Here is a 22267-nt window from a genome sequence, read left to right as displayed (position 1 = left end):
GCGCGGCAGGCAAACCGTCGATTATCGGCGCGCACCACCGTTGTTGCACGGCATCCACAGCGCGCGGTTCGATTGCAACACGATCCGTAAATAGTCTTTACTCAATTGCAAACCGCCACTACGATCGCGTCCATGTCCTACCGCCTTGCCCTCACCACCTTGCGCCGTCGCTGCGCAAGCCGTGCGCCCCGTGCGCACGGAAGGGTCAAGTTGCCTCGCCCGGCCTGAAGCCCGCGCCATCGACACGGTCGGCGCGCTTCGCAGACCGAAGCGCCGCAACCGACACCCACAGCGTCACGCCCGCCGACTCCTTCATGGTGAAGGGGCGGCCGCATTCCTGTTCCCGTCAGATATCCAAGAAGAAAAACATGTCCAAAGACATCCGTACCCAACTGCATGCCGAGCTCGCCGAGCGCACTCGCCACCTGCAGACCGTCGCCGAAGCACTGAAGACCGAGCTCTTCGGCATCGACGACATCATCGATCGCGTGATCGATTCGCTTCGCGCCTGGTATGTGCTGCCGCAGCTCATCAGCCGCCCCGTCATCGTCTGCCTCTGGGGCCTCACCGGCACCGGCAAGACGCAGCTGGTGCGCAGGCTCGCGCAGCACCTGGGCTTCTACGACCGCTTCATCGAAGTGCAGATGGACGGTTTCAGCCATGGCTCGGGCCATCACAGCCGCGGCTCCATCTCGGCCATGCTGGCCGAGTCGGGCATCGCCGAGGGCATGCCCGGCATCCTGGTGCTGGACGAGTTCCAGCGCTTCCGCACGGTCGACAACGGCGGCAACGACGCCAAGGTAGAGCGCTACCAGGACGTGTGGGCGCTGCTGTCCGACGGCCGCCTGCCGCCCGCGCTTTCGATGCTCGGCGAGATCGAGTCGTCGCTGGCCTACACCGAATACACGCAGGACCGCGACGGCACCGACAAGAAGAAGTACGACAAGAAGCGCAAGCTGCACCTGTCGCCCTGGGAGGCGCGCGAGGTGAAGCGCTGCCTGAAGCTGTCGGAAACGCTGCTGCAGATCATGGCCTGGAAGCCCGCCGAGGTGCACGCGCGCCTGCGCGCCTTCCGCGACACGCAGCAGAGCTGGGAGACCGACTACAGCAAGCTGCTGGTGTTCGTCTCGGGCAACCTCGACGAGATGTACGCCGAGACGGCCCAGCGTGTCGAAGACTGCGACACCGACGCCGACATCTTCCACGCCCTGACGAAGAAGCTCTCCGTCATCGACGTGAAGAAGGCGCTGGCCGAGCGCTTCCGACCCGAGCAGATCGCCCGCCTCGGCAACAACCACGTGATCTACCCCTCGTTCAACCGCGCGACCTACGTGCGCCTGATCCTGTCGATCTGCGACCGCTACGTGGCCGAGATCCAGGAGAGCTCCGGCGTGCGCTTCGTGCTCGATGCGAGCGTGTACGAGCAGATCTACGCCAACGCGGTGTTCCCGGCGCAGGGCACGCGGCCGCTGTTCTCGTCGATCCACGCGATCCTGAGCGCCACGCTGGTCAACGCCGCGCTGTGGGCGCTGGAGCAAGGCGCCAACGGCAGCGAGCCGGTATGGCTCTCGCTGGACGCGGGCGTGTCGGCCATCTCGGCGAAGTACCGCAAGGCGCGCCGCCAGTTTCCGGTGGCACTGGAGCTGAACCGCCTCAAGCAGCGTTCGAGCGAGGACTTCCGCGCCCTGCTCGCGGTGCACGAGGCCGGCCACGGCGTGGCGTACGGCCTGCTCTTCGGCCGCGCGCCGCAGGAGATCAAGATCAACGTGGCCTCGTTCGAGGGCGGCTACAACAGCTACGAGCAGCGCAAGGCCTGGTCGAAGGAGAACCTGCGCGACCGCATCTGCGTGAGCCTGGCCGGCCGCGCCGCCGAGCAGCTGGTGTTCGGCGAGCAGGCCTGCACTTCGGGCGCCACGCAGGACTTCATGCAGGCGACCGCCAATGCGGCGCAGTACGTGCGCCACTTCGCCTTCGGCACGCGGCTGAGCCGCACCGACGTCGCGAACGACCCGGGCGACAACGTCAACACCGATATCGCGGCCACCAACCCCGAGATCGAAGCGCTGCTGGCGCAGGAGCACGAGCGCGCGCTGGCGCTGCTGGAGGCCCACACGCCGGCGCTGATGACGGTGGTCGATGCGCTGCTGCGCGACGGCTCCATCGCGCCGGCAGCGCTGGCGGCAATGCTGGGGCTGCCCGATCCGGGCTCGGGCGAGGCCCACGCGGCCACGGACGCCTACGCGGCGCTGCTGGCGGGCTTCCGTGCCCGGCACGGGGGACTGCCGCTGCCGCCGCCTCCCGCGCCTCGCGCAGGCGGCGGCTCGGTCCCCGCCAGCGCGGCCCGCGTGCTGCGCGCGATCGCCTGATTCGCCTGACCCGGCCCGGGTCGGGCCGAGTCGGCCGAGTCAGGCAAATGCCCCTTCATGAATGCACAATCACGCCCCATGTCCACCGTCTTCAATTTCACCTTCGTGCCCTGGTTCCGCTCGGTCGCGCCCTACATTCACACGCACCGCGGTAAGACTTTCGTGGTCGGGCTCGCGGGCGAGGCGATCGCGGCGGGCAAGCTGCAGAACATCGCGCAGGACCTGGCGCTGATCCAGAGCATGGGCGTGAAGATCGTGCTGGTGCACGGCTTCCGTCCGCAGGTCAACGAGCAGCTGGCGGCCAAGGGGCACGAGGCGAAGTACTCGCACGGCATCCGCATCACCGATGAAGTGGCGCTCGACTCCGCGCAGGAAGCCGCCGGCCAGCTGCGCTACGAGATCGAGGCCGCCTTCAGCCAGGGCCTGCCCAACACGCCGATGGCGGGCTCGACGGTGCGGGTGATCTCGGGCAACTTCATCACCGCGCGGCCGGTGGGCGTGGTCGACGGGGTGGACTTCAAGCATTCGGGCCTGGTGCGCAAGGTGGACGCCGCCGGCATCCGCCGCACGCTCGACTTCGGCGCCATGGTGCTCATGTCGCCCTTCGGCTTCTCGCCCACGGGCGAGGCCTTCAACCTGACGATGGAAGAAGTCGCCACCAGCGTGGCCATTTCGCTGCAGGCCGACAAGCTGATCTTCCTGACCGAGATTCCCGGCATCCGCATCGACAGCGAGCTGCCCGAGAGCGAGGACAACCCCATCGACACCGAGCTGCCGCTGGACGCCGCCGAGAAGCTGCTGGCCTCGCTGCCGCCGCCGCAGAAGCCCACCGACACCGCCTTCTACCTGCAGCACTGCGTGAAGGCCTGCAAGGCCGGCGTGGAGCGCAACCACATCCTGCCCTTCGCGCTGGACGGCTCGCTGCTGCTGGAGGTGTACGTGCACGACGGCGTGGGCACCATGGTGATCGACGAGAAGCTCGAGAGCCTGCGCGAGGCCTCGGTGGACGACATCGGCGGCATCCTGCAGCTGATCGAGCCCTTCGAGCGCGACGGCACGCTGGTCAAGCGCGACCGCACCGAGATCGAGCGCGACATCCACCAGTACACGGTGGTCGAGCACGACGGCGTGATCTTCGGCTGCGCGGCGCTCTATCCCTATCCCGAGGCGCGCACGGCCGAGATGGCGGCGCTCACGGTGTCGCCGCAATCGCAGTCGCAGGGCGACGGCGAGCGCATCCTCAAGCACATCGAGCACCGCGCCAAGGCCATCGGCCTGGAGAGCATCTTCGTGCTCACCACGCGCACCATGCACTGGTTCCTCAAGCGCGGCTTCCAGCAGGTCAACCCCGACTGGCTGCCCGAAGCCCGCAAGCGCAAGTACAACTGGGACCGCAAGAGCCAGGTGCTGGTCAAGAAGATCTAGCCCCGGCCGCCAAAACTCAACAAGGAGACTGCCCCGATGACGCTCGCCACCGCCCTGCTCTTCGCCATCGTGGCCTTCGCCGCCATCGCCACGCCCGGGCCCACGGTGCTGCTGGCGCTCAGCAACGGCTCGCGCCATGGCGTGCGCCGCGCGCTGCCGGGGATGCTCGGGGCGGTGCTGTCCGATTTCGTGCTCGTCGGCGCGGTGGCGCTGGGCCTGGGCGCCCTGCTGGCCGCGTCGGAGTTCTGGTTCTCGATGCTGAAATGGGTGGGCGCCATCTACCTGGCCTGGCTGGGCCTGCGCATGCTGCGCTCCAGGGGCGGCTTCCACCTGCCGGCCGCCGATGCGCCCCCCTCGGCCACGGCGGGCGAGAGCCGGCGCATCTTCTTCAAGTCGTTCCTGGTGGCAGTGACCAACCCCAAGGGTTACATCTTCTGCTCGGCGCTGCTGCCGCAGTTCATCGACCCGTCGGCGGCCCAGGCGCCGCAGTACATCGTCATCGCGCTGATCTTCGCGGGCCTGGACATGGCGGTGATGCTGGCCTATGCCTTCGTCGGCGCCCGGGCGATCCGGCTTCTGACCGTGTCGGCCACGCGCTGGATCGACCGCGCCTGCGGCGGCATGCTGCTGGCCCTGGCCGGCTCGCTGGCCTTCTACCGGCGCAGCGCAGCCTGAGCCTTGCTGCCGGCCGCCGCGAGTAGCCGCTTCGCCGGGAGCGGTAACACCTGTCACCGATAATCCCGGCCATGAATCCCCTGCTTTCCCGGTTGCAACCCTACCCCTTCGAGCGGCTGAAGCAGCTGTTCGCGGGCGTCACGCCCAACCCCGAGTTCACGGCCATCAGCCTGGGCATCGGCGAACCCAAGCACGCCACGCCGGGCTTCATCAAGGACGCGCTGAGCGCCAGCCTCGGCGCGCTGGCCGCCTACCCCGCCACCGCCGGCGACCTGAAGCTGCGCACCGCCTTCACCGACTGGCTCAAGACCCGCTACAGCCTCACCCTCGACCCGGCCACGCAGGTGCTGCCGGTCAACGGCTCGCGCGAGGCGCTGTTCTCGCTGGCCCAGACGGTGGTCGACCCGACGGCCTCGCCGCAGCCGGCGGTGATGTCGCCGAATCCGTTCTATCAAATTTATGAAGGCGCGGCCCTGCTGGCCGGCGCCGAGCCGTACTACGTGCCCAGCGTGCCGGAGCGCAATTTCGCGGTCGACTGGGACAGCGTGCCCGAGGAGATCTGGGCGCGCACCCAACTGGTGTTCGTCTGCTCGCCAGGCAACCCCACGGGCGCGGTGATGGCGCTGGACGAGTGGAAGAAGCTCTTCGCGCTCTCCGACCGCCACGGCTTCGTGATCGCGGCCGACGAGTGCTACAGCGAGATCTACTTCCGCGACGAGCCCCCGCTCAGCGGCCTCGAGGCCTCGGTCAAGCTCGGCCGGCCCGACTTCCGCAACCTGATCGCGCTGACCTCGCTGTCCAAGCGCAGCAACGTGCCCGGCCTGCGCAGCGGCTTCGTGGCGGGCGACGCGGCCATCATCAAGAAATTCCTGCTCTACCGCACCTACCACGGCAGCGCCATGAGCGGCACCGTGGCCGCCGCCAGCATCGCGGCCTGGGGCGACGAGTCGCACGTGGTCGACAACCGCGCCCAGTACCGCGCCAAGTTCGCAGCCGTCACCCCGCTGCTGGAGCCGGTGCTCGACGTGCGCCTGCCCGACGCCAGTTTCTACCTGTGGGCCGGCGTGCCCGAAGTGTGGGCTGGCGACGACGAAGCCTTCGCCCGGGCGCTTTACGCTCAATACAATGTGACGGTTCTGCCGGGGAGCTATCTGGCGCGCCAGACCACCTACGGCGCGCACAGCGTCAACCCCGGCCGGGGCCGCATCCGCATGGCGCTTGTGGCCGAAACGGCCGAATGCGTGGAGGCCGCACAGCGCATCGTGCGCTTCTGCAAGGAAGCCCGCCGCTGATCCGCCTCTCCTGGCCCCTGCTCCCATTTTTCACCCGAGACCCTCCATGACCCAGCAACTGCAACAAATCATCGACGCCGCGTGGGAAGACCGCGCCAACATCTCGGTCGCCTCGTCGCCGGCCGAAGTGCGCGACGCCGTCGAGCACGTCATCACCGAACTCAACAACGGCAAGCTGCGCGTGGCCACCCGCGAAGGCGTGGGCAAGTGGACCGTGCACCAGTGGGTCAAGAAGGCCGTGCTGCTGTCGTTCCGCCTGAAGGACAACGAGCAGATGCAGTCCGGCTCGCTCGGCTTCTACGACAAGGTGCCCACCAAGTTCTCGCACCTGTCGGCCAACGAGCTGAAGGACTCCGGCGTGCGCATCGTGCCGCCGGCCGTGGCCCGCCGCGGCAGCTTCATCGCCAAGGGCGCGATCCTGATGCCCTCGTACGTGAACATCGGCGCCTACGTGGGCGAAGGCTCCATGGTCGACACCTGGGCCACCGTGGGCTCGTGCGCGCAGGTCGGCGCCAACGTGCACCTGTCCGGCGGCGTGGGCCTGGGCGGCGTGCTGGAGCCGCTGCAGGCCAACCCGACCATCATCGAGGACAACTGCTTCATCGGCGCGCGCTCCGAAGTCGTGGAGGGCGTGATCGTCGAAGAGAACTCCGTGCTGGGCATGGGCGTGTACATCGGCCAGAGCACCCCGATCTTCAACCGCGACACCGGCGAGATCTCGTACGGCCGCGTGCCCAGCGGCAGCGTGGTCATCAGCGGCAACCTGCCCAAGAAGACCAAGTCGGGCCAGGACTACAGCACCTACGCCGCGATCATCGTGAAGACGGTCGACGCGCAGACGCGCTCGAAGACCAGCCTGAACGACCTGCTGCGCGACTAAACCAGGCACACCCCCATGCTGCGCGCACTTCGTGTCGCTTCGCACACCCCCTTGCAGGGGGCAACGCCAGCGGCCCGGCAAAGCCGGTTCCGCGGCGTTCCCCGCGAAGACCACGGCCCGCACGCAGCCCACGAATGATTCAAACAGCACCCGAGGAGAGAGACCGATGAACATGATGGAACGGCTTCTTCGTCTGATGGCCGAACGCAAGGCCTCCGACATCTATCTCTCGGCCCACTCGCCGGTGCTGATCCGCATCAACGGCATCTGCCTGCCGGTCAACGCGCAGGTGCTGCCGCCCACGGCGCCGCTGGCGCTGCTGTCCGAGGTGGTGCCCGCCGGGCGCATCCAGGAGCTGGAGAGCACGGGCGAGCTGAACATGGCGGTGCACATCGAGGGCGCCGGCAACTACCGCATCAGCGCCATGCGCCAGCGCGGCACCTACGCGGTGGTGGTGCGGCACATCGCCTCCACCATTCCCAGCTTCGACGAGCTGAACCTGCCCGACATCCTGAAGACGCTCATCATGGAAAAGCGCGGGCTGATCCTGATGGTCGGCGCCACTGGCGCGGGCAAGACCACCACGCTGGCCTCGATGCTGGACTACCGCAACGAGCACGCCAGCGGCCACATCCTCACGGTCGAGGAGCCGATCGAGTTCACCTACACCAACAAGAAGTCGGTGGTGAACCAGCGCGACGTGGGCAGCGACACCACCTCGCTGCAGACGGCGCTGAAGAACGCGCTGCGCCAGGCGCCCGACGTAATCCAGATCGGCGAGATCCGCGACCGCGACACCATGTCCGCCGCCATCGCCTACGCGCAGTCGGGCCACCTCTGCGTGGCCACGCTGCATGCCAACAACAGCTACCGCGCGCTGAACCGTATCCTGAGCTTCTACCCCGTCGAGGTGCGCCCCACGCTGCTGGGCGACCTGGGCGGCGCGCTGCGCGCCATCGTGTCGCAGCGCCTGCTGCGCACGCCGACCGGCGGCCGCGTGCCGGCGCTCGAAGTCATGCTCAACACCGCGCTGGTGGCCGAGCTGATCGAGAAGGGCGACTTCTCCGGCGTGAAGGAGGCGATGGAAAAGTCGATGGCCGAAGGCTCGCAGACCTTCGAGGAAGACATCGCCCGACTCATCGTCGAAGAGCGCATCACCCGCGAAGAGGGCCTGTCGCAGGCCGACTCGCCCACCAACCTCATGTGGCGCCTGCAGAACCGCGCGGCGCCCAAGCAGCAGGTCGACGACCGCCACCTGACGGACCAGGTCGACGAACCCACTTTCACCGACATCACGCTAGACGTGAAGTTCTGAACCCAGCCTTTTCCCGATGTCCCGTACGCTCCAGCTAGCCGAACAACTCATCTCGCGCCCTTCCGTCACCCCCGACGACGCGGGCTGCCAGCAGATCCTCGGCGAGCGGCTGGCGCGGCTGGGCTTCACTCTGGAGACCATCGAGAGCGGCCCGGCCGACTTCCGGGTGACCAACCTGTGGGCGGTGCGCCGTCCCGCGAACGCCCAGGCCGCCACGAAGACGCTGGTGTTCGCCGGCCACACCGACGTGGTGCCCACCGGTCCCGTCGAGCAGTGGACCAGCCACCCCTTCACGCCCACGCACCGCGACGGCAAGCTCTACGGCCGCGGCGCCTGCGACATGAAGACCTCGGTCGCGGCCTTCGTGACCTCCATCGAAGACTTCTTGCAGGCCGTGCCCGAGCCGCGTCTCACGCTGGCCCTGCTGCTCACCAGCGACGAGGAAGGCCCCGGCGTCGACGGCACCGTCGTGGTCTGCAACGCGCTGGCCGCGCGCGGCGAGACCATCGACTACTGCATCGTCGGCGAGCCCACGGCCGTGGAGCGCTGCGGCGACATGATCAAGAACGGCCGCCGCGGCACCATGAGCGGCAAGCTCACGGTCAGGGGCGTGCAGGGCCACATCGCCTATCCGCACCTGGCGAAGAACCCGGTGCATGCGGTCGCGCCCGCGCTGGCCGAGCTGGTGGCCATCAACGCCGCCGGCGGCTGGGACGCGGCGAGCAACCCGTACTTCCAGCCGACCAGCTGGCAGATCAGCAACTTCCACGCAGGCACCGGCGCGAGCAACGTGATCCCGGGCAGCGCGGTGATCGACTTCAACTTCCGCTTCTCGACCGAATCCACGCCCGAGTCGCTGCAGCAGCGCGTGCACGCCGTGCTCGATGCGCACCAGGTCGACTACACCCTGGCCTGGACCATCGGCGGCCAGCCCTTCCTGACCACGCCGGGTGAGCTGGTGGAGGCGGTGCAGGGCGCCATCCGCGAAGAAACGGGCATCGAGACCGAGCTTTCGACCAGCGGCGGCACCAGCGACGCGCGCTTCATCGCCAAGATCTGCAGGCAGGTGGTCGAACTGGGCCCGGTGAACGCCAGCATCCACAAGATCGACGAGCACATCGAAGTGGCCGAGATCGAGACGCTGAAGAACATCTACCTGCGCGCCCTGAAGCGGCTGGACGCCGCGCTCGCCGGATGAGCACCGTCATCGAACTCATCGAGTCGGGCGCGAAGCGGCTGGAAGAAGCCGGCGTCGCCTTCGGCCACGGAACCGCCAACGCCTTCGACGAAGCCGCCTGGCTGGTGCTGTGGCGCCTGAAGCTGCCGCTGGACGACCTCGACGGCGTGGCCGACAGGCCCGTGTCGCCCGTCGACGCGGGCAAGGCGGCAGCGCTCATCGACGAGCGCATTTCCACGCGCAAGCCCGCCGCCTACCTCACGAAGGAAGCCTGGCTGCAGGGCGTGCCCTTCTACGTGGACGAGCGCGCCATCGTGCCGCGCAGCTTCATCGCCGAGCTGATCGCCGACGGAACCATCGACTACTGGCTGGGCGAACACACGCAGCGCGTGCTCGACCTGTGCACCGGCAACGGCTCCCTTGCCGTGCTGGCCGCGCTCACCTACCCGGAAGTGACGGTGGACGCGGGCGACCTGTCGGTGCAGGCGCTCGAAGTGGCGGCCATCAACGTCACCCGCCACGAGCTGGACTCGCGCGTGAGGCTGGTCGAATCCGACGGATTGAAGAACCTGCCCGGCCCCTACGACCTGGTGCTGTGCAACCCGCCCTACGTGAACAGCGCCAGCATGGCCGCCCTGCCCGCCGAATATCGCGCCGAGCCCGAGCTGGCGCTGGCCGGCGGCACCGACGGCATGGATTTCGTGCGGCAGCTGTTCGCCGACGCGCCCTCGCGCATGAGCGAGCGCGCAGTGCTGGTGCTGGAGATCGGCAACGAGCGCGAATACTTCGAGGCGGCATTCCCGCAGCTCGAAGTCTTCTGGCTCGAAACCTCGGCGGGCGAAGACCAGGTTTTGCTGGTGGCACGGGATGCGCTGCTGAAATCGGACGGCCGGACGCAGGAATAAAACAGAAACCACGCAGAAATCGCAGAAGAGCCGAATATTCGGTTTTTCTTCTGCGACTTCTGCGGAACCTTCGCGACCTCTGCGTTCTGACCCCGCATTCGCGAATGCCTATAGCCCCCACGGGATAATCCCCCGTCAGGCTCCTATTCATGATCACTCTCAAGAACGTCATTCTTCGCCGCAGCGCCAAGGTCCTGCTCGACGGCGCCACGGTCACCCTCAACCCCGGCGAGAAGGTCGGGCTGGTGGGCCGCAACGGCGCCGGCAAGTCGACCCTTTTCGCCCTGCTCAACGGCACGCTGCACGAAGACGGCGGCGATTTCTCCATTCCCAAGCAGTGGCGCATGGCCCAGGTGGCGCAGAACATGCCCGAGACCGAGGAGTCGGCCACCGACTTCGTGGTGGGCGGCGACACCCGCCTGACCGAGCTGCGCGAGCAGCTGGCCGCCATCGAGGCCGCCTACGCCGAGAACCCCGACGACGCCGACATCGGCATGGAGCTTGCCCACGCCTACACCGACCTGGCCGACGCCGGCGAGCACGACGCCGTGCCGCGCGCGCAGGCGCTCATCCTGGGCCTGGGCTTCAAGACGCACGAGCTCGACGCGCCGGTCAACAGCTTCTCCGGCGGCTGGCGCATGCGCCTGCAACTGGCCCGCGCGCTGATGTGCCCGAGCGACCTGCTGCTGCTGGACGAACCCACCAACCACCTGGACCTGGACGCGCTGGTGTGGCTCGAAGCCTGGCTGCAGAAGTACCCGGGCACCATGATCGTCATCAGCCACGACCGCGAGTTCCTCGACGCCGTGACCGACGTCACCCTGCACATCGCCAACGCCCAGCTCACGCGCTACGGCGGCAACTACAGCAAGTTCGAGGATATGCGCGCGCTGCAGATGGAGCAGCAGCAGCAGGCCTTCGCCAAGCAGCAGGAAAAGATCGCCCACCTGCAGAAGTTCATCGACCGCTTCAAGGCCAAGGCCAGCAAGGCCAAGCAGGCGCAGAGCCGGGTCAAGGCGCTGGAGCGCATGGAACGCGTGGCGCCGCTCCTGGCCGAAGCCGACTTCAGCTTCGAGTTCAAGGAGCCGGGCAACATCCCGAACCCGATGCTGTCGATCAGCAATGCGAGCTTCGGCTACGTCGTGGAAGACGCCGAGCCCAAGACCATCCTGCGCGGCGTCAACCGCTCGGTGCTGGCGGGCCAGCGCATCGGCATCCTGGGCGCCAACGGCCAGGGCAAGTCGACGCTGGTGAAGACCATCGCGCGCGAGATGGGTGCGCTGGCGGGCCAGGTCACCGAGGGCAAGGGCCTGAACATCGGCTACTTCGCGCAGCAGGAACTCGACGTGCTGCACCCCGGGAGCAACCCGCTGGAGCACATGGTGCGCCTGGCGCGCGAGCTCGGCGGCAACGCCAGGGAGCCCTCGGGCGAACAGGCGCTGCGCGGCTACCTGGGCAGCTTCAATTTCAGCGGCGACATGGTCAAGCAGCCCGTGGGCACCATGAGCGGCGGCGAAAAGGCCCGCCTCGTGCTCGCGATGATGGTGTGGCAGCGCCCCAACCTGCTGCTGCTCGATGAGCCGACGAACCACCTGGACCTCGCCACCCGCGAGGCGCTGGCCGTGGCGCTCAACGAATTCGAGGGCACGCTGATGCTGGTAAGCCACGACCGCGCGCTTCTGCGCTCGGTGTGCGACGAGTTCTGGCTGGTGGGCCGCGGCGTGGTCGGCGACTTCGAAGGCGACCTCGACGACTACCAGCGCTACCTGCTCGACGAGTCCAAGCGCCTGCGCGAGGAAGCCAAGGTGGCGGTGCGCGAGGCCGAAGCCGCCGCGGCACCGGCCGCCGCAGCCACGCCCGCGCCCCAGCAGCGCAAGCAGGATGCCCAGGATCGCCAGCAGCGCAGCGACCAGGCCAAACCGATCAAGCGCGAAATCGCCCAGATCGACGAGCGCCTGGCCAAGGCCGCCACCGAGCGTGCGGAGCTCGAAGCGCGGCTGGCCCAGCCGCTGCCCGCCGGCGAGATCGCCGAAGCCGGCAAGCGGCTGAAGGCGCTCAACGACGAAATCGGCCGCCTCGAGGAGCGCTGGCTGGCCCTTTCGGACCAGCTGGAAGCCCTGGCGGCCTGAACCGAAAGGCCACGCAGGCAGGAAGAAGGAAGGGAGCCACCGGATGCCGTCAGCCATCGAACTGGCCCGGGGCGATGAGAAGCTCATCGCCGCCGTCCACCGCAGCCGCCGCCTCATCAGCCGCAAGGCGCTGATGGCGGCAGCGGCCAGCGCGGTTCCCCTGCCAGGCCTGGACTGGATGGCCGACGCCGCGTTGCTCTCGCGGCTGGTGCCGCAGATCAGCGCCGAGTTCGGCCTTTCGGTCACGCAGGTCGAGAAGCTCGCGCCGCACCAGCGCGAGCGCATCCAGAAGGCCGCGACCACGGTGGGCGCGCTGCTGGTCGGCAGGCTGGTCACGCGCGACCTGCTGCTGCGCCTCGCCAGGCACGCGGGCGTGCGCCTCACGGCCAAGCAGGCGACCAAGTACGTGCCCATCGCCGGGCAGGTGGTGTCGGCCGCGCTCGGCTACGCGGCGCTGCGCGCCCTCGGCGAACAGCACATCAAGGACTGCGTCCGGGTCAGTACCACCCTCGCTCTCGCGCCGCCCGAACCGCACGCGAGCGCCTGAGCGCCTCGCCATCGAAGAGCACCTGCGCCGCCCACGCCGCGCAGACCAGCCCGAAGCAGCCGCCGCCCGCAAAGGCCGGGCGCGCCGCGATCAGCCCGAAGGCAAGCCCCGCGAGGGACAGCAGCGCCAGCAGCACGCAAAGCGTGCGGTCGAGCCACAGGCCCGACGGCCATAGTTGACGGCGCATCGCGCGCTCATCGCTATGGCTGCTTTTTCTTCTCGGGCTGGCGGAAAGCCTCAGGCCCGGGCTTGAGCGCTTCCTCCTTCACCCGCTGCTCGTAGGCGGCCACCAGCGCGACATAGTGGCGCGACATCACGTCGGCCACCCGGCCCAGCCCGATCTTGGAGACCGTCGGCTGGGGAATTCCCGTTCTCTCTTCGATCTGCTTCTGCGTGAGGCCCATGGCCCTCAACGCCAGAACCAACTCCCGTGGCTTCATTCTTTCCTCCCTTTTTTTACTATTCTAGAGTTTGAGAAGAATATTCGTTTGGGCTTAAATCCCCACTCGATGGACAGCATTGCCAAACGCGCCCTTGCCGCGCGCAAATTCGCCAAGATGACGCAGAAGCAGGCCGAAGCGGTCTCGGGCGTCAAGCAATCCAGCATTTCCAAGATCGAACGAGGCGACGTCACCCGCTCCATGAGCGTGCTGGCCCTGGCGCGCGCCTACCGTGCCGATCCGAACTGGCTGGACACCGGCGACGGCCCCGCCCCGTGGGACGAAGACCAGCTCCGCCAGGCCCGCGACCGGGTCAGCGAACCGCTCGGCCCCTATCGGGTGACGCACACGCCGCCGTCCATTCCCAGCTTCAACCCGCGCACGCCAGGCACGGTGCCGCTCATCTCCTGGGCCGACGCAGCCAACTGGGACAGCCACGAGATCTCGCAGCAGCCGCACGCCGAGCGCTGGATTCCCTGCATCGCCCACCACAGCCTCCAGAGCTATGCGCTGCGCGTTCGCGGCGACAGCATGACCTCCACCAGCGGCCTGCTGAAGAGCTACCCGCCAGGCTCCATCGTCTTCGTCGATACCGCGCTGAGAAAGCCCGACGACGGCGAACGCGTCATCGCGAAGCTCGATGACAGCGACGAGGTCACCTTCAAGGTGTTCAAGCAGGACGACGGCCGCCGCTGGCTGCTGCCGCTGAACCCGAAGCACGAGCCGGTACGCACGTCCTTCACCGTGCTGGGCACCGTTGTCGGCAAGTGGGAAGACGAAGACTGAGCGAGGACCGATCGCGAGCGCGATTGACGCGTCCGGCAAAGAATGAGCCGGAAATTAGCGTGGAACAGGATTCCGTCGAGGTCAGGTTGCGTGCAGGTTCGGAAGCGATATTCATGGCTCTCCCTGTGGCCTGCATCCTCTGATCCTCCCTCCTCCAGCAGGTCACCTTCGAGCCCGCCTTCGTGCGGGCTTTTTTTTGTCTGGATGTTGCTCGCCCCCAGGCTGCGCGGCACTGCGTGCCGCTTCGCCAACCCCCTACCGGGGGCAACACCTGAGGCCCGGCGAAGCCGGTTCCTCGGTGTTTCTGGCATTGGGCCGTCGTTGATTTGATGCCAGCGCCTTGGGGTGGTGCGTTTGGCGCCTTGCCCGTACATTTCGCGCCGTGCAGATCCTGTTTCGTCGCAACGGCCTCGCAACGCGGGGCGACGGCTACGAGACTTCGGGAAAGTCAGGCAGCCCGGGCGTTCCGGGTGTACAACCGCTGCCCCATGCAATATCAAGAAAACAATGCGTTGGAGGATCACCCCGGTTCGTCGTTGCGCGCTGCGCCTGCGCGCTCGCGGCCGGGGTGGCCCGTTCAGGGTGCCGTGCTCGGCGTCGTCCTGCTGCTGGTGGGCGGCTGCGCGGTCGGGCCGGATTTCAGGACGCCCGATCTTCCCGCCGCCGCCAGCGGTGCCGACTACACCCCCGCGCCGATGCCGGCGCGCACCGCGAAGTCCGACGTGCCGGCCGGACAGGCCCAGGAACTGCTGCCGGGCCGTGACATCCCGGCCCAGTGGTGGGAGGTGTTCCGCTCCCAGCAGCTCGACCGGCTGATCCGCGCCTCGCTCGAACAGAGCCCTACGCTGGCGTCCGCGCAGGCCGCGCTGCGGCAGGCCGAAGCCACCTATGACGCGAAGTCGGGCAACCTGCTGTGGCCGCAGGTCACGGCACAACTGGGCGCGCAGCGCGAGCGGGCCTCCGAGGTCAGCACGCAGGTGCCGGGCGGCCAGCTGCTCACGCTGTACAACGCCTCGGTCAACGTCAGCTACAACCTCGACGTGTTCGGCGGCTCGCGCCGGCAGATCGAGGGCGCGCAGGCCGCCGTGGAAGCGCAGCGCTACCAGGTCGAGGCGACCTACCTCACGCTCACGTCGAACCTCGTCACCACCGCGATCCGCGAAGCCGCGCTGCGCGGCCAGCTGCAGGCCACGCGCGAGGTGCTGCAGGCACAGCGCGAGCAACTGGGCGTGATCGAAAAGCAGTTCGATACCGGCGCGATCCCGAAGTCGATCGTGCTGCAGCAGCGCACGCAGGTCGCGCAGACGCAGGCGGCGATCCCGCCGCTGGAGAAGTCGCTCGCGCAGACGCGCCACCAGCTCGCGGTGTTCGCGGGCCGCCTGCCGTCAGAGCAGGGCCTGCCCGAATTCGATCTCGCCAGCCTCTCGCTGCCGCAGGAGCTGCCGCTGTCGCTGCCCTCCGAGCTCGCGCGCCAGCGGCCCGACGTGCGCGCCAGCGAGGCGCAGCTGCACCAGGCCAGCGCGGCGGTCGGCGTGGCCACGGCGAACCTCTATCCGCAGATACAGCTGAGCGCCAGCTACGGCAACACCTCCCTGCGCGCACGCGACCTGTTCACCGGGCCGACCACACTGTGGAACATCGGCGCCGGGCTCACGCAGCCGATCTTCAACGGCGGCGCCCTGCGCGCGCAGCAGCGCGCCGCCGTCGCGGCCTACGACTCGGCGGCGGCGCAATACCGCAACACCGTGCTCGGCGCCTTCCAGAACGTGGCCGATGCACTGCGCGCGCTCGAACTCGACGCCGCCGCGCTGCAGACCCAGGCCACGGCCGAATCGCTCGCCAGGCAATCGCTCGACCTGTCGACCGCGCAGTTTCGCGCCGGCGCGGTGAGCTACGTGACGCTGCTGACCGCGCAGCAGGCCTGGCTGCAGACGCACACCGCGCTGGTGCAGGCGCAGGCCGCGCGCTATGCCGACACGGCCGCCCTCTTCCAGGCGCTGGGGGGCGGCTGGTGGAACCGCGGTGCGCTCGCCAATGCGGCCATCGCGCCCGGACAGCCGGCGCAACCGGCGCAACCGGCGCAATCGGCTCAGCAGGCTTCCCAGGCAGCAGCGCCGCAGAACTGAGCGGCCCCGAACACTCCAAAAACTCCAAGAAAAGCCAATTTATGACCCGAAGAATGATCATCATGATCGGCTGCGTACTGCTGCTGGTCGCCGTGCTCGCGTTCGGCAAGTTCATGCAGATCCGCGCGCTGATCGCCGCCGTGCCCAAGCCGGCGCCGCAGACGGTGTCGACGGCCGAGGTGCAGAAGCTGCAGTGGCAGTCGCAGTTCACCGCGGTCGGCACGCTGAATCCGGTGCGCGGCGCCGACCTGAGCACCGAAGTGGCCGGGCTGGTGCGCACGGTGCATTTCAAGTCGGGGCAGGACGTGAAGGCCGGCACCCTGCTGGTCGAGCTCAACGCCGATTCCGACATCGCCCTGCTGCACTCGGCCGAAGCCGCCGCAGCGCAGGCCGCCACCGTGCTCAAGCGCGACCAGGCGCAGCTCGCGGTGCAGGCGGTGAGCCAGGCGCAGATCGACGCCGACACCAACGACCTGAAGGCCAAGCGCGCACAGGTCGAGCAGCAGGCCGCGGTGGTTGCGAAGAAATCGATCCGCGCGCCCTTCTCGGGCCGCCTGGGCATCACCACGCTGAACCCCGGCCAGTACGTGAACGCGGGCGACAAGCTCGTCACGCTGCAGACGCTGGACCCGATCTACGTCGACTTCGCCCTGCCCCAGCAGCAGCTCGCGGGGCTGGCGGTGGGCCAGGTGGTGAACCTGACGGTGGACACCTTTCCGGGCCAGGCCTTCAGCGGCAAGATCAACGCGATCAGCCCGAAGGTGGACGCCGCCACGCGCAACGTGCAGGTGGAGGCCACCGTCTCCAACCCGAAGCAGCAGCTGCTGCCCGGCATGTTCGCCAACGTGAAGATCGACGTGGGCAGCGTGCAGGAGCAGCTCACGCTGCCGTCCACCGCCGTGACCTACAACCCGTACGGCTCGACCGTGTACGTGGTGAAGGAGGCCGAGCCGCCGAAGGCAGGATCCGCTGGCGCCGCGGGTGCTCCCGCCCAGCCCGCCAATCCGCCGGGCGCGAAGCAGCTCGTCGCGCAGCAGGTCTTCATCGAGACCGGTCCGACGCGCGGCGACCAGATCGCCATCGTCAAGGGCCTCACGGCCGGCCAGGTGGTGGTGAGCAGCGGCCAGAACAAGCTGAAGAACGGCACGCCGGTGGTGGTGGACAACAGCGTCCAGCCCGCCAACAACCCGGCGCCGACGCCGCAGGAAAAGTGAGGTCGCCCGCATGAACTTCACGGACATCTTCATCCGCCGGCCGGTGCTGGCGATGGTGGTGAGCATGCTGATCGTGGTGCTCGGGCTGCGCGCGCTGGCCGGGCTGCCGGTCAACCAGTACCCGAAGACCGAGAACGGCGTGGTCACCATCGCCACCGCCTACTACGGCGCGGACGCGGCCACGGTCGCGGGCTTCATCACGCAGCCGCTGGAGGCCGCCGTGTCGCAGGCGCAGGGCATCGACTACCTGTCGTCGTCCAGCAGCCTTGGCGTGTCGACCATCACCGCCACGCTGCGGCTGAACTACGACTCCAACCGCGCGCTGACCGAGATCAACACGCAGGTCAATTCGGTGCGCAACCAGCTGCCGCCGCAGGCGCAGCAGCCGGTGCTGACGGTGGCCACGGGCCAGACCACCGACGCCATGTACATCGGCTTCTACAGCGACACGCTGCCCAACAACAACGTCACCGACTTCCTGGTGCGCGTGGTGCAGCCCAAGCTCAACGCCATTCCGGGCGTGCAGACCGCCGAGATCCTGGGCGCGCGCACCTTCGCGCTGCGGGCCTGGCTCGACGCGCAGAAGATGGCCGCCTACGGCGTGACCGCCACCGACGTGAGCGCCGCGCTGGCCGCCAACAACTACCTCGCGGCCGTCGGCCAGAGCAAGGGCCAGATGGTGAGCGTGCCTCTGACGGCCGGCACCTCGCTGCACAGCGTGGACGAGTTCAAGCAGCTGTCGGTGAAGAGCGCCAACGGCGCGATCGTGCGCCTGCAGGACGTGGCCAACGTGACCCTGGGCTCGGAGAACTACGACTTCAACGTGGCCTTCAACGGCGTGCGCTCGGTGTTCATCGGCATCAAGGTCGCGCCGGAGGCCAACATCCTCGACGTGGCCAAGCAGGTGCGCACGGTGTTCCCCGACATCCAGTCCCAGTTGCCCACGGGCCTGACGGGCAAGATCGTCTACGACTCGACCGACTTCATCAACACGTCCATCAGCGAAGTGATCAAGACGCTGGTGGAAGCGCTGGTCATCGTGACGGTGGTGATCTACCTGTTCCTGGGCAGCCTGCGCGCGGTGGTGGTGCCGGTGATCGCGATGCCGCTGTCGCTGATCGGCACCTTCTTCATCATGCTGGCGCTGGGCTACTCGATCAACCTGCTCACGCTGCTGGCGCTGGTGCTGGCCATCGGCCTGGTGGTGGACGACGCGATCATCGTGGTGGAGAACGTCGACCGGCACATGCGAGAGGGCAAGTCGCCCATGCAGGCCTCGCTGCTCGCGGCGCGCGAACTGGGCGGTCCCATCCTTGCCATGACGGTGGTGCTGGTGGCGGTGTACGTGCCCATCGGCTTCCAGGGTGGACTGACCGGCTCGCTCTTCACCGAGTTCGCCTTCACGCTGGCCGGCTCGGTGGTGGTGTCGGGCATCGTGGCGCTCACGCTGTCGCCGATGATGTGCTCGCGCTTCTTCAAGCCCGAGCAGGACAGCGGCAAGTTCGCGATGAAGATCGAGCACGTCTTCGAGCGCGTGCACCACCGCTACCAGCTGATATTGCGCGGCGTGCTCAAGACCTGGCCGGTGATGATCGTCATGGGCGCGATCCTGGTGGCGCTGCTGTTCGTGATGTTCAAGATGTCGAAGTCGGAGCTCGCGCCCGAGGAAGACCAGGGCATCGTGCTGTCGCAGGTGGTGGGCGCGCCCACGGCCACCATCAACCAGATGCAGACGTATGCGGACCAGATCTTCAAGATCGCGCACGACACGCCCGAGTACGCGCAGCTCTTCCAGCTGACCGGCGTGCCCAGCACCAACGCGGGCATCGCGGGCGTGCTGCTCAAGCCCTGGGACGAGCGCACGCGCAGCGCGCACGACATCCAGACCGACCTGCAGAAGCGCTGGAACGGCATTGCCGGCGCGAAGGTGGTGGCCTTCCAGTTCCCGGCGCTGCCGGGCGCCTCGGGCCTGCCGGTGCAGTTCGTCATCAAGACGACCGAGCCCTTCGAGAACCTGAATGCCCTCGCCCAGCAGATCATGGACAAGGCGCGCGCCGACGGAAAGTTCTACTACATCGACGCCGACCTGAAGATCGACCTGCCGCAGGCCTCCGTGGTGGTCGACCGCGACAAGATCGCCACGCTGGGCATCACGCAGCAGGACGTGGGCAACGCGATGGGCGCGGCGCTGGGCGGTGCCTACGTCAACTACTTCTCCATCTCGGGCCGCTCGTACAAGGTGATCCCGCAGGTGCAGCAGGTCGACCGGCTGAACCCGTCGGACGTGCTGAACTTCTACATCAAGACGCCCAGCGGCGTGGTGCCGGCCAGCACGGTGGCGAGCCTGAAGTACAGCGTGCAGCCGGAGACGGTGAACCACTTCCAGCAGCTCAATTCCGTGACCATCCAGGGCGTGCCCAGCGGCACGCAGGGCGAGACGCTGGAGTACCTGCGCGGCCTGGTGCAGCAGATGGCGCCCAGCGGCTACACGGTGGATTACTCGGGCCAGTCGCGACAGTTCGTGCAGGAGTCGGGCAACTTCGCCATCACCTTCGTGTTCGCGCTGATCATCGTGTTCCTGGCGCTGGCGGCGCAGTTCGAGAGCTTCCGCGACCCGGTGGTGATCCTGGTGTCGGTGCCGCTGGCGCTCTTCGGCGCGATGATCTTCATCTTCTGGGGCTTCGCCTCGATGAACATCTACACGCAGGTCGGCCTGGTGACGCTGATGGGCCTCATCAGCAAGCACGGCATCCTGATCGTCGAGGTGGCCAACCGCCTGCAGAAGCAGGGCCTGAGCAAGCTCGACGCCATCGTGGAAGCCGCCGGCACCCGACTGCGCCCCATCCTGATGACGACCGCCGCCATGGTCTTCGGCGTGCTGCCGCTGGTGATCGCCTCGGGCGCCGGCGCCGCGGGCCGCAAGGCGATGGGCATCGTGATCTTCAGCGGGCTTTCCATCGGCACGCTGTTCACGCTCTTCGTGGTGCCGGCGATGTACCTGTTCATCGCGGCGCGGCATGAGAAGGAAGAAAGCGCCGGCGAGGAACCGACAGCAGGAGGCGCCACGCCGCCGGCAACACTTCCGGGCAGCGTGGCGCCCGAGGCCTGAGCGGCTCGGCAGTTCGGCCCGGCGACGATGCGAAGCGCCAGAGGCCGAGCCTCAAGACAAGAAACCCGCCATGCCCCCACGGCGGGTTTTTTCTTGTCCTGGACAGGGTCCTTGATACTACGGCCCCATGAGCACCGACGACGACCACGATCCGATGCGCGAACGCCGGGAAGCGATGACGACCTGGGAGCGCAACCTGCGGCAGCCGCCTCCGGAGCGCCGCCTGGCCCTGTGGCTGGCGGTGGCCGTGATCGTGGTGTTCGCGTTCTACCTGGCGGCCGAGTGGCTACTGTCGCAACACCCTAGCCGTCCCTCCGCGTTGCCCTCTGCATCCGCGCCGCCTTCCGCGAACAGCCGGCCTGCACCGTCGTTGCCATCCTATGCGCCGCAGGAAAACCGAACTGCGCCAGACACGTTCGAAGTCACGAAGTGCCTCACGCCTTCAGGAAAGGCCGCGTACTCCGACGGCCCGTGTCCCGAAGGCTCGCGCGCCACCACCGTTCGCCTGCGGCGCGACGTGAACATCGCCGACGGAATGAGCCTGCAGGAGCGCGAGGCATCGAGGCGGAGCAACGCAGTCATCGCAGAGCAGCAGCGCGAACACGAGCGCCAGGTGGCGCAGAACGTCGATCGCGGAATGAATGAAGAATGCAGCGGGCTCGCCGAACGCATCATGTGGCTGGACGCGCTAGGGAGGCAGCCGCAAGGCATGTACACGCAGGATTGGCAGCGCGCCGAACGGCATCGCACGCGGGACAGGCAGTTCAGGCTGGGGTGCCCTCAACAGCGGCCCTGAAGATCGGCATCGGCGAGGATGCTTCGGAGTCCTTCTGCGTCCACCCGCCAAGAAAAAATCCTCGCGTGCACAAGGCAGGCGAGGATTTCGAAGAAGGCTTGGTAGGACGTACTGGATTCGAACCAGTGACCAACGGATTAAAAGTCCGCTGCTCTACCAACTGAGCTAACGTCCCGGAGCCGTTTTTCTGTTTTTGCTGGAGTGACATCCAGCAAAGCCAAAGATTATAGCGTGAGCTTGGACGCTATTTTGTCCAAGACCCAACCTGCCGCACATTGGCCGAAAGTCGCGGTCACGCTGACCACCGATCCGTAGCCATGGCAGTTGAGCGTGCCGTCGCCGCTTTCGATGGCGCACGAGGCGTCCGGCGGAGCCACGCTTTCGCGGCTGAAGACGCAGGCGATGCCGATCTTGCGGCCCTCGCGCGGGGCGCCATGCTCCTTGCGCAGGCGCTGGCGCAGTTGGGCCAGCAGCGGGTCGTGCGTGACGAGCGACAGGTCTTCGATGTCCACCTTGTGCGCCTGCCGCTTGCCGCCCGCCGCGCCCACGGTGACGAAGGCGGCGCGCGAAGCACGCGCCCAGGCCGCCATCGCCACCTTGGCCTTCACCTGGTCGCAGGCGTCGATGACGGCCGTTGCCGGCCCGTTCGCAGCCTGCGCGGCCTCGAGCAGCGAAAGCCAGTTGCCGGGCTCGACGAAATCGTCGATGGCCTGCACCTTGCACTCGGGGTTGATCTGGGCGATGCGCTCGCGCATCGCCTCGACCTTGGCCTGCCCGACGGTCGCGTCGAGGGCATGGATCTGGCGGTTGATGTTCGACTCCGACACGTGGTCGAGGTCGATCATGGTCAGGTGCCCCACTCCGCTGCGCGCCAGGGCCTCGACCGCCCACGAGCCCACGCCGCCGATGCCGACGACCAGCACGTGCGCATCGCGGATGCGCGCTGCGCCGGACACGCCGTAGAGCCGCTCGAGCCCGCCGAAGCGGCGCGCAAAGTCAGGCGCCGCGGTGTCTGTGACGACGTCCGCGGCGGCTGTGGGAGGAGTGAGAGATGCGGTAGCGATGATCGCGCTCAAGCGGAATGC

At 67.8% G+C, this 22267-nt stretch carries 18 protein-coding genes and 1 tRNA gene; 15 read left to right on the top strand and 4 right to left on the bottom strand.

The window, feature by feature from the left end:
- Positions 1-368 precede the first annotated feature (368 nt).
- The 10 genes from EJP67_RS03530 (at position 369) to EJP67_RS03485 (ending at position 12711) form a co-directional block, all read left to right on the top strand.
- Positions 369-2366: an AAA family ATPase gene (locus tag EJP67_RS03530; protein ID WP_126019477.1), complete on the top strand. Its 1998-nt coding sequence runs from the start codon at positions 369-371 to the stop codon at positions 2364-2366.
- Between the two features lie 78 nt (positions 2367-2444).
- A complete protein-coding gene (argA, locus tag EJP67_RS03525; protein ID WP_126019475.1) occupies positions 2445-3791 on the top strand; it encodes an amino-acid N-acetyltransferase in 1347 nt (448 codons plus the stop codon).
- 36 nt (positions 3792-3827) lie between these two features.
- Entirely contained in the window at positions 3828-4466 is a 639-nt protein-coding gene (locus EJP67_RS03520) for a LysE family translocator (protein ID WP_126019473.1), read from the top strand.
- A 71-nt stretch (positions 4467-4537) separates the two neighbouring features.
- On the top strand, positions 4538-5758 hold the full coding sequence (dapC, locus tag EJP67_RS03515; RefSeq protein WP_126019470.1) for a succinyldiaminopimelate transaminase: 1221 nt from the start codon (positions 4538-4540) through the stop codon (positions 5756-5758).
- Positions 5759-5804: 46 nt separating this feature from the next.
- On the top strand, positions 5805-6638 hold the full coding sequence (dapD, locus tag EJP67_RS03510) for a 2,3,4,5-tetrahydropyridine-2,6-dicarboxylate N-succinyltransferase (protein WP_126019468.1): 834 nt from the start codon (positions 5805-5807) through the stop codon (positions 6636-6638).
- 166 nt (positions 6639-6804) lie between these two features.
- Positions 6805-7953, top strand: a complete 1149-nt coding sequence (locus EJP67_RS03505; RefSeq protein WP_126019465.1) for a PilT/PilU family type 4a pilus ATPase — start codon at positions 6805-6807, stop codon at positions 7951-7953.
- A 16-nt stretch (positions 7954-7969) separates the two neighbouring features.
- A complete protein-coding gene (dapE, locus tag EJP67_RS03500) occupies positions 7970-9151 on the top strand; it encodes a succinyl-diaminopimelate desuccinylase (RefSeq protein ID WP_126019463.1) in 1182 nt (393 codons plus the stop codon).
- On the top strand, positions 9148-10035 hold the full coding sequence (prmB, locus tag EJP67_RS03495) for a 50S ribosomal protein L3 N(5)-glutamine methyltransferase (RefSeq protein WP_126019461.1): 888 nt from the start codon (positions 9148-9150) through the stop codon (positions 10033-10035). Before dapE ends, prmB begins: the two co-directional genes overlap by 4 nt.
- Positions 10036-10184: 149 nt before the next feature.
- Positions 10185-12164 (top strand): ABC-F family ATP-binding cassette domain-containing protein, encoded by a 1980-nt coding sequence (locus tag EJP67_RS03490; RefSeq protein ID WP_126019459.1) that lies wholly within the window; start codon positions 10185-10187, stop codon positions 12162-12164.
- Positions 12165-12207: 43 nt separating this feature from the next.
- On the top strand, positions 12208-12711 hold the full coding sequence (locus EJP67_RS03485; protein ID WP_126019457.1) for a hypothetical protein: 504 nt from the start codon (positions 12208-12210) through the stop codon (positions 12709-12711).
- Here EJP67_RS03485 and EJP67_RS03480 read toward each other — a convergent pair.
- Positions 12662-12898, bottom strand: coding sequence for a hypothetical protein (locus EJP67_RS03480; RefSeq protein WP_126019454.1), 237 nt, complete (start codon positions 12896-12898; stop codon positions 12662-12664). The genes EJP67_RS03485 and EJP67_RS03480 overlap by 50 nt on opposite strands.
- Before the next feature lie 13 nt (positions 12899-12911).
- Positions 12912-13151, bottom strand: coding sequence for a helix-turn-helix domain-containing protein (locus EJP67_RS03475; protein WP_126019452.1), 240 nt, complete (start codon positions 13149-13151; stop codon positions 12912-12914).
- Positions 13152-13220: 69 nt separating this feature from the next.
- On the opposite strand from EJP67_RS03475, the gene EJP67_RS03470 reads away from it, so the two are divergent.
- From EJP67_RS03470 to EJP67_RS03450, 5 genes are all read left to right on the top strand, one after another.
- Positions 13221-13937, top strand: a complete 717-nt coding sequence (locus tag EJP67_RS03470; RefSeq protein ID WP_126019449.1) for a helix-turn-helix domain-containing protein — start codon at positions 13221-13223, stop codon at positions 13935-13937.
- A gap of 488 nt (positions 13938-14425) precedes the next feature.
- The gene (locus EJP67_RS03465) at positions 14426-16063 is read left to right on the top strand and encodes an efflux transporter outer membrane subunit (RefSeq protein ID WP_126019447.1); all 1638 of its coding nucleotides are present in this window, start codon (positions 14426-14428) and stop codon (positions 16061-16063) included.
- A 41-nt stretch (positions 16064-16104) separates the two neighbouring features.
- Positions 16105-17277, top strand: a complete 1173-nt coding sequence (locus tag EJP67_RS03460) for an efflux RND transporter periplasmic adaptor subunit (protein ID WP_126019445.1) — start codon at positions 16105-16107, stop codon at positions 17275-17277.
- A gap of 10 nt (positions 17278-17287) precedes the next feature.
- Entirely contained in the window at positions 17288-20386 is a 3099-nt protein-coding gene (locus tag EJP67_RS03455) for an efflux RND transporter permease subunit (RefSeq protein ID WP_126019443.1), read from the top strand.
- A 127-nt stretch (positions 20387-20513) separates the two neighbouring features.
- Positions 20514-21182 (top strand): hypothetical protein, encoded by a 669-nt coding sequence (locus EJP67_RS03450; RefSeq protein ID WP_126019441.1) that lies wholly within the window; start codon positions 20514-20516, stop codon positions 21180-21182.
- A gap of 99 nt (positions 21183-21281) precedes the next feature.
- On the opposite strand, the gene EJP67_RS03445 is transcribed toward EJP67_RS03450, so the two are convergent.
- Positions 21282-21357: transfer RNA gene (locus EJP67_RS03445), tRNA-Lys, on the bottom strand.
- 49 nt (positions 21358-21406) lie between these two features.
- Complete coding sequence (locus EJP67_RS03440; protein WP_206169441.1) at positions 21407-22258, bottom strand: tRNA threonylcarbamoyladenosine dehydratase; 852 nt, start codon at positions 22256-22258, stop codon at positions 21407-21409.
- Positions 22259-22267: the final 9 nt, after the last annotated feature.

Origin of the sequence: Variovorax guangxiensis (genome assembly GCF_003952165.1) — a bacterium.
Taxonomy (GTDB): Bacteria; Pseudomonadota; Gammaproteobacteria; order Burkholderiales; family Burkholderiaceae_C; genus Variovorax; species Variovorax guangxiensis.
The sequence above is the reverse complement of the archived record's forward strand: the minus strand, read 5'-3'. Positions and strand labels throughout refer to the sequence as shown.

What these genes read in the sequence shown, in the direction of transcription:
- EJP67_RS03460 (WP_126019445.1), top strand. Translation starts at nt 16,105, where the DNA reads ATGACCCGAAGAATGATCATCATGATCGGCTGCGTACTGCTGCTGGTC.
- EJP67_RS03470 (WP_126019449.1), top strand. Translation starts at nt 13,221, where the DNA reads ATGGACAGCATTGCCAAACGCGCCCTTGCCGCGCGCAAATTCGCCAAG.
- EJP67_RS03530 (WP_126019477.1), top strand. Translation starts at nt 369, where the DNA reads ATGTCCAAAGACATCCGTACCCAACTGCATGCCGAGCTCGCCGAGCGC.
- argA (WP_126019475.1), top strand. Translation starts at nt 2,445, where the DNA reads ATGTCCACCGTCTTCAATTTCACCTTCGTGCCCTGGTTCCGCTCGGTC.
- EJP67_RS03450 (WP_126019441.1), top strand. Translation starts at nt 20,514, where the DNA reads ATGAGCACCGACGACGACCACGATCCGATGCGCGAACGCCGGGAAGCG.
- dapE (WP_126019463.1), top strand. Translation starts at nt 7,970, where the DNA reads ATGTCCCGTACGCTCCAGCTAGCCGAACAACTCATCTCGCGCCCTTCC.
- EJP67_RS03455 (WP_126019443.1), top strand. Translation starts at nt 17,288, where the DNA reads ATGAACTTCACGGACATCTTCATCCGCCGGCCGGTGCTGGCGATGGTG.
- EJP67_RS03485 (WP_126019457.1), top strand. Translation starts at nt 12,208, where the DNA reads ATGCCGTCAGCCATCGAACTGGCCCGGGGCGATGAGAAGCTCATCGCC.
- dapC (WP_126019470.1), top strand. Translation starts at nt 4,538, where the DNA reads ATGAATCCCCTGCTTTCCCGGTTGCAACCCTACCCCTTCGAGCGGCTG.
- prmB (WP_126019461.1), top strand. Translation starts at nt 9,148, where the DNA reads ATGAGCACCGTCATCGAACTCATCGAGTCGGGCGCGAAGCGGCTGGAA.
- EJP67_RS03505 (WP_126019465.1), top strand. Translation starts at nt 6,805, where the DNA reads ATGAACATGATGGAACGGCTTCTTCGTCTGATGGCCGAACGCAAGGCC.
- EJP67_RS03480 (WP_126019454.1), bottom strand. Translation starts at nt 12,898, where the DNA reads ATGCGCCGTCAACTATGGCCGTCGGGCCTGTGGCTCGACCGCACGCTT.
- dapD (WP_126019468.1), top strand. Translation starts at nt 5,805, where the DNA reads ATGACCCAGCAACTGCAACAAATCATCGACGCCGCGTGGGAAGACCGC.
- EJP67_RS03520 (WP_126019473.1), top strand. Translation starts at nt 3,828, where the DNA reads ATGACGCTCGCCACCGCCCTGCTCTTCGCCATCGTGGCCTTCGCCGCC.
- EJP67_RS03490 (WP_126019459.1), top strand. Translation starts at nt 10,185, where the DNA reads ATGATCACTCTCAAGAACGTCATTCTTCGCCGCAGCGCCAAGGTCCTG.
- EJP67_RS03475 (WP_126019452.1), bottom strand. Translation starts at nt 13,151, where the DNA reads ATGAAGCCACGGGAGTTGGTTCTGGCGTTGAGGGCCATGGGCCTCACG.
- EJP67_RS03465 (WP_126019447.1), top strand. Translation starts at nt 14,426, where the DNA reads ATGCAATATCAAGAAAACAATGCGTTGGAGGATCACCCCGGTTCGTCG.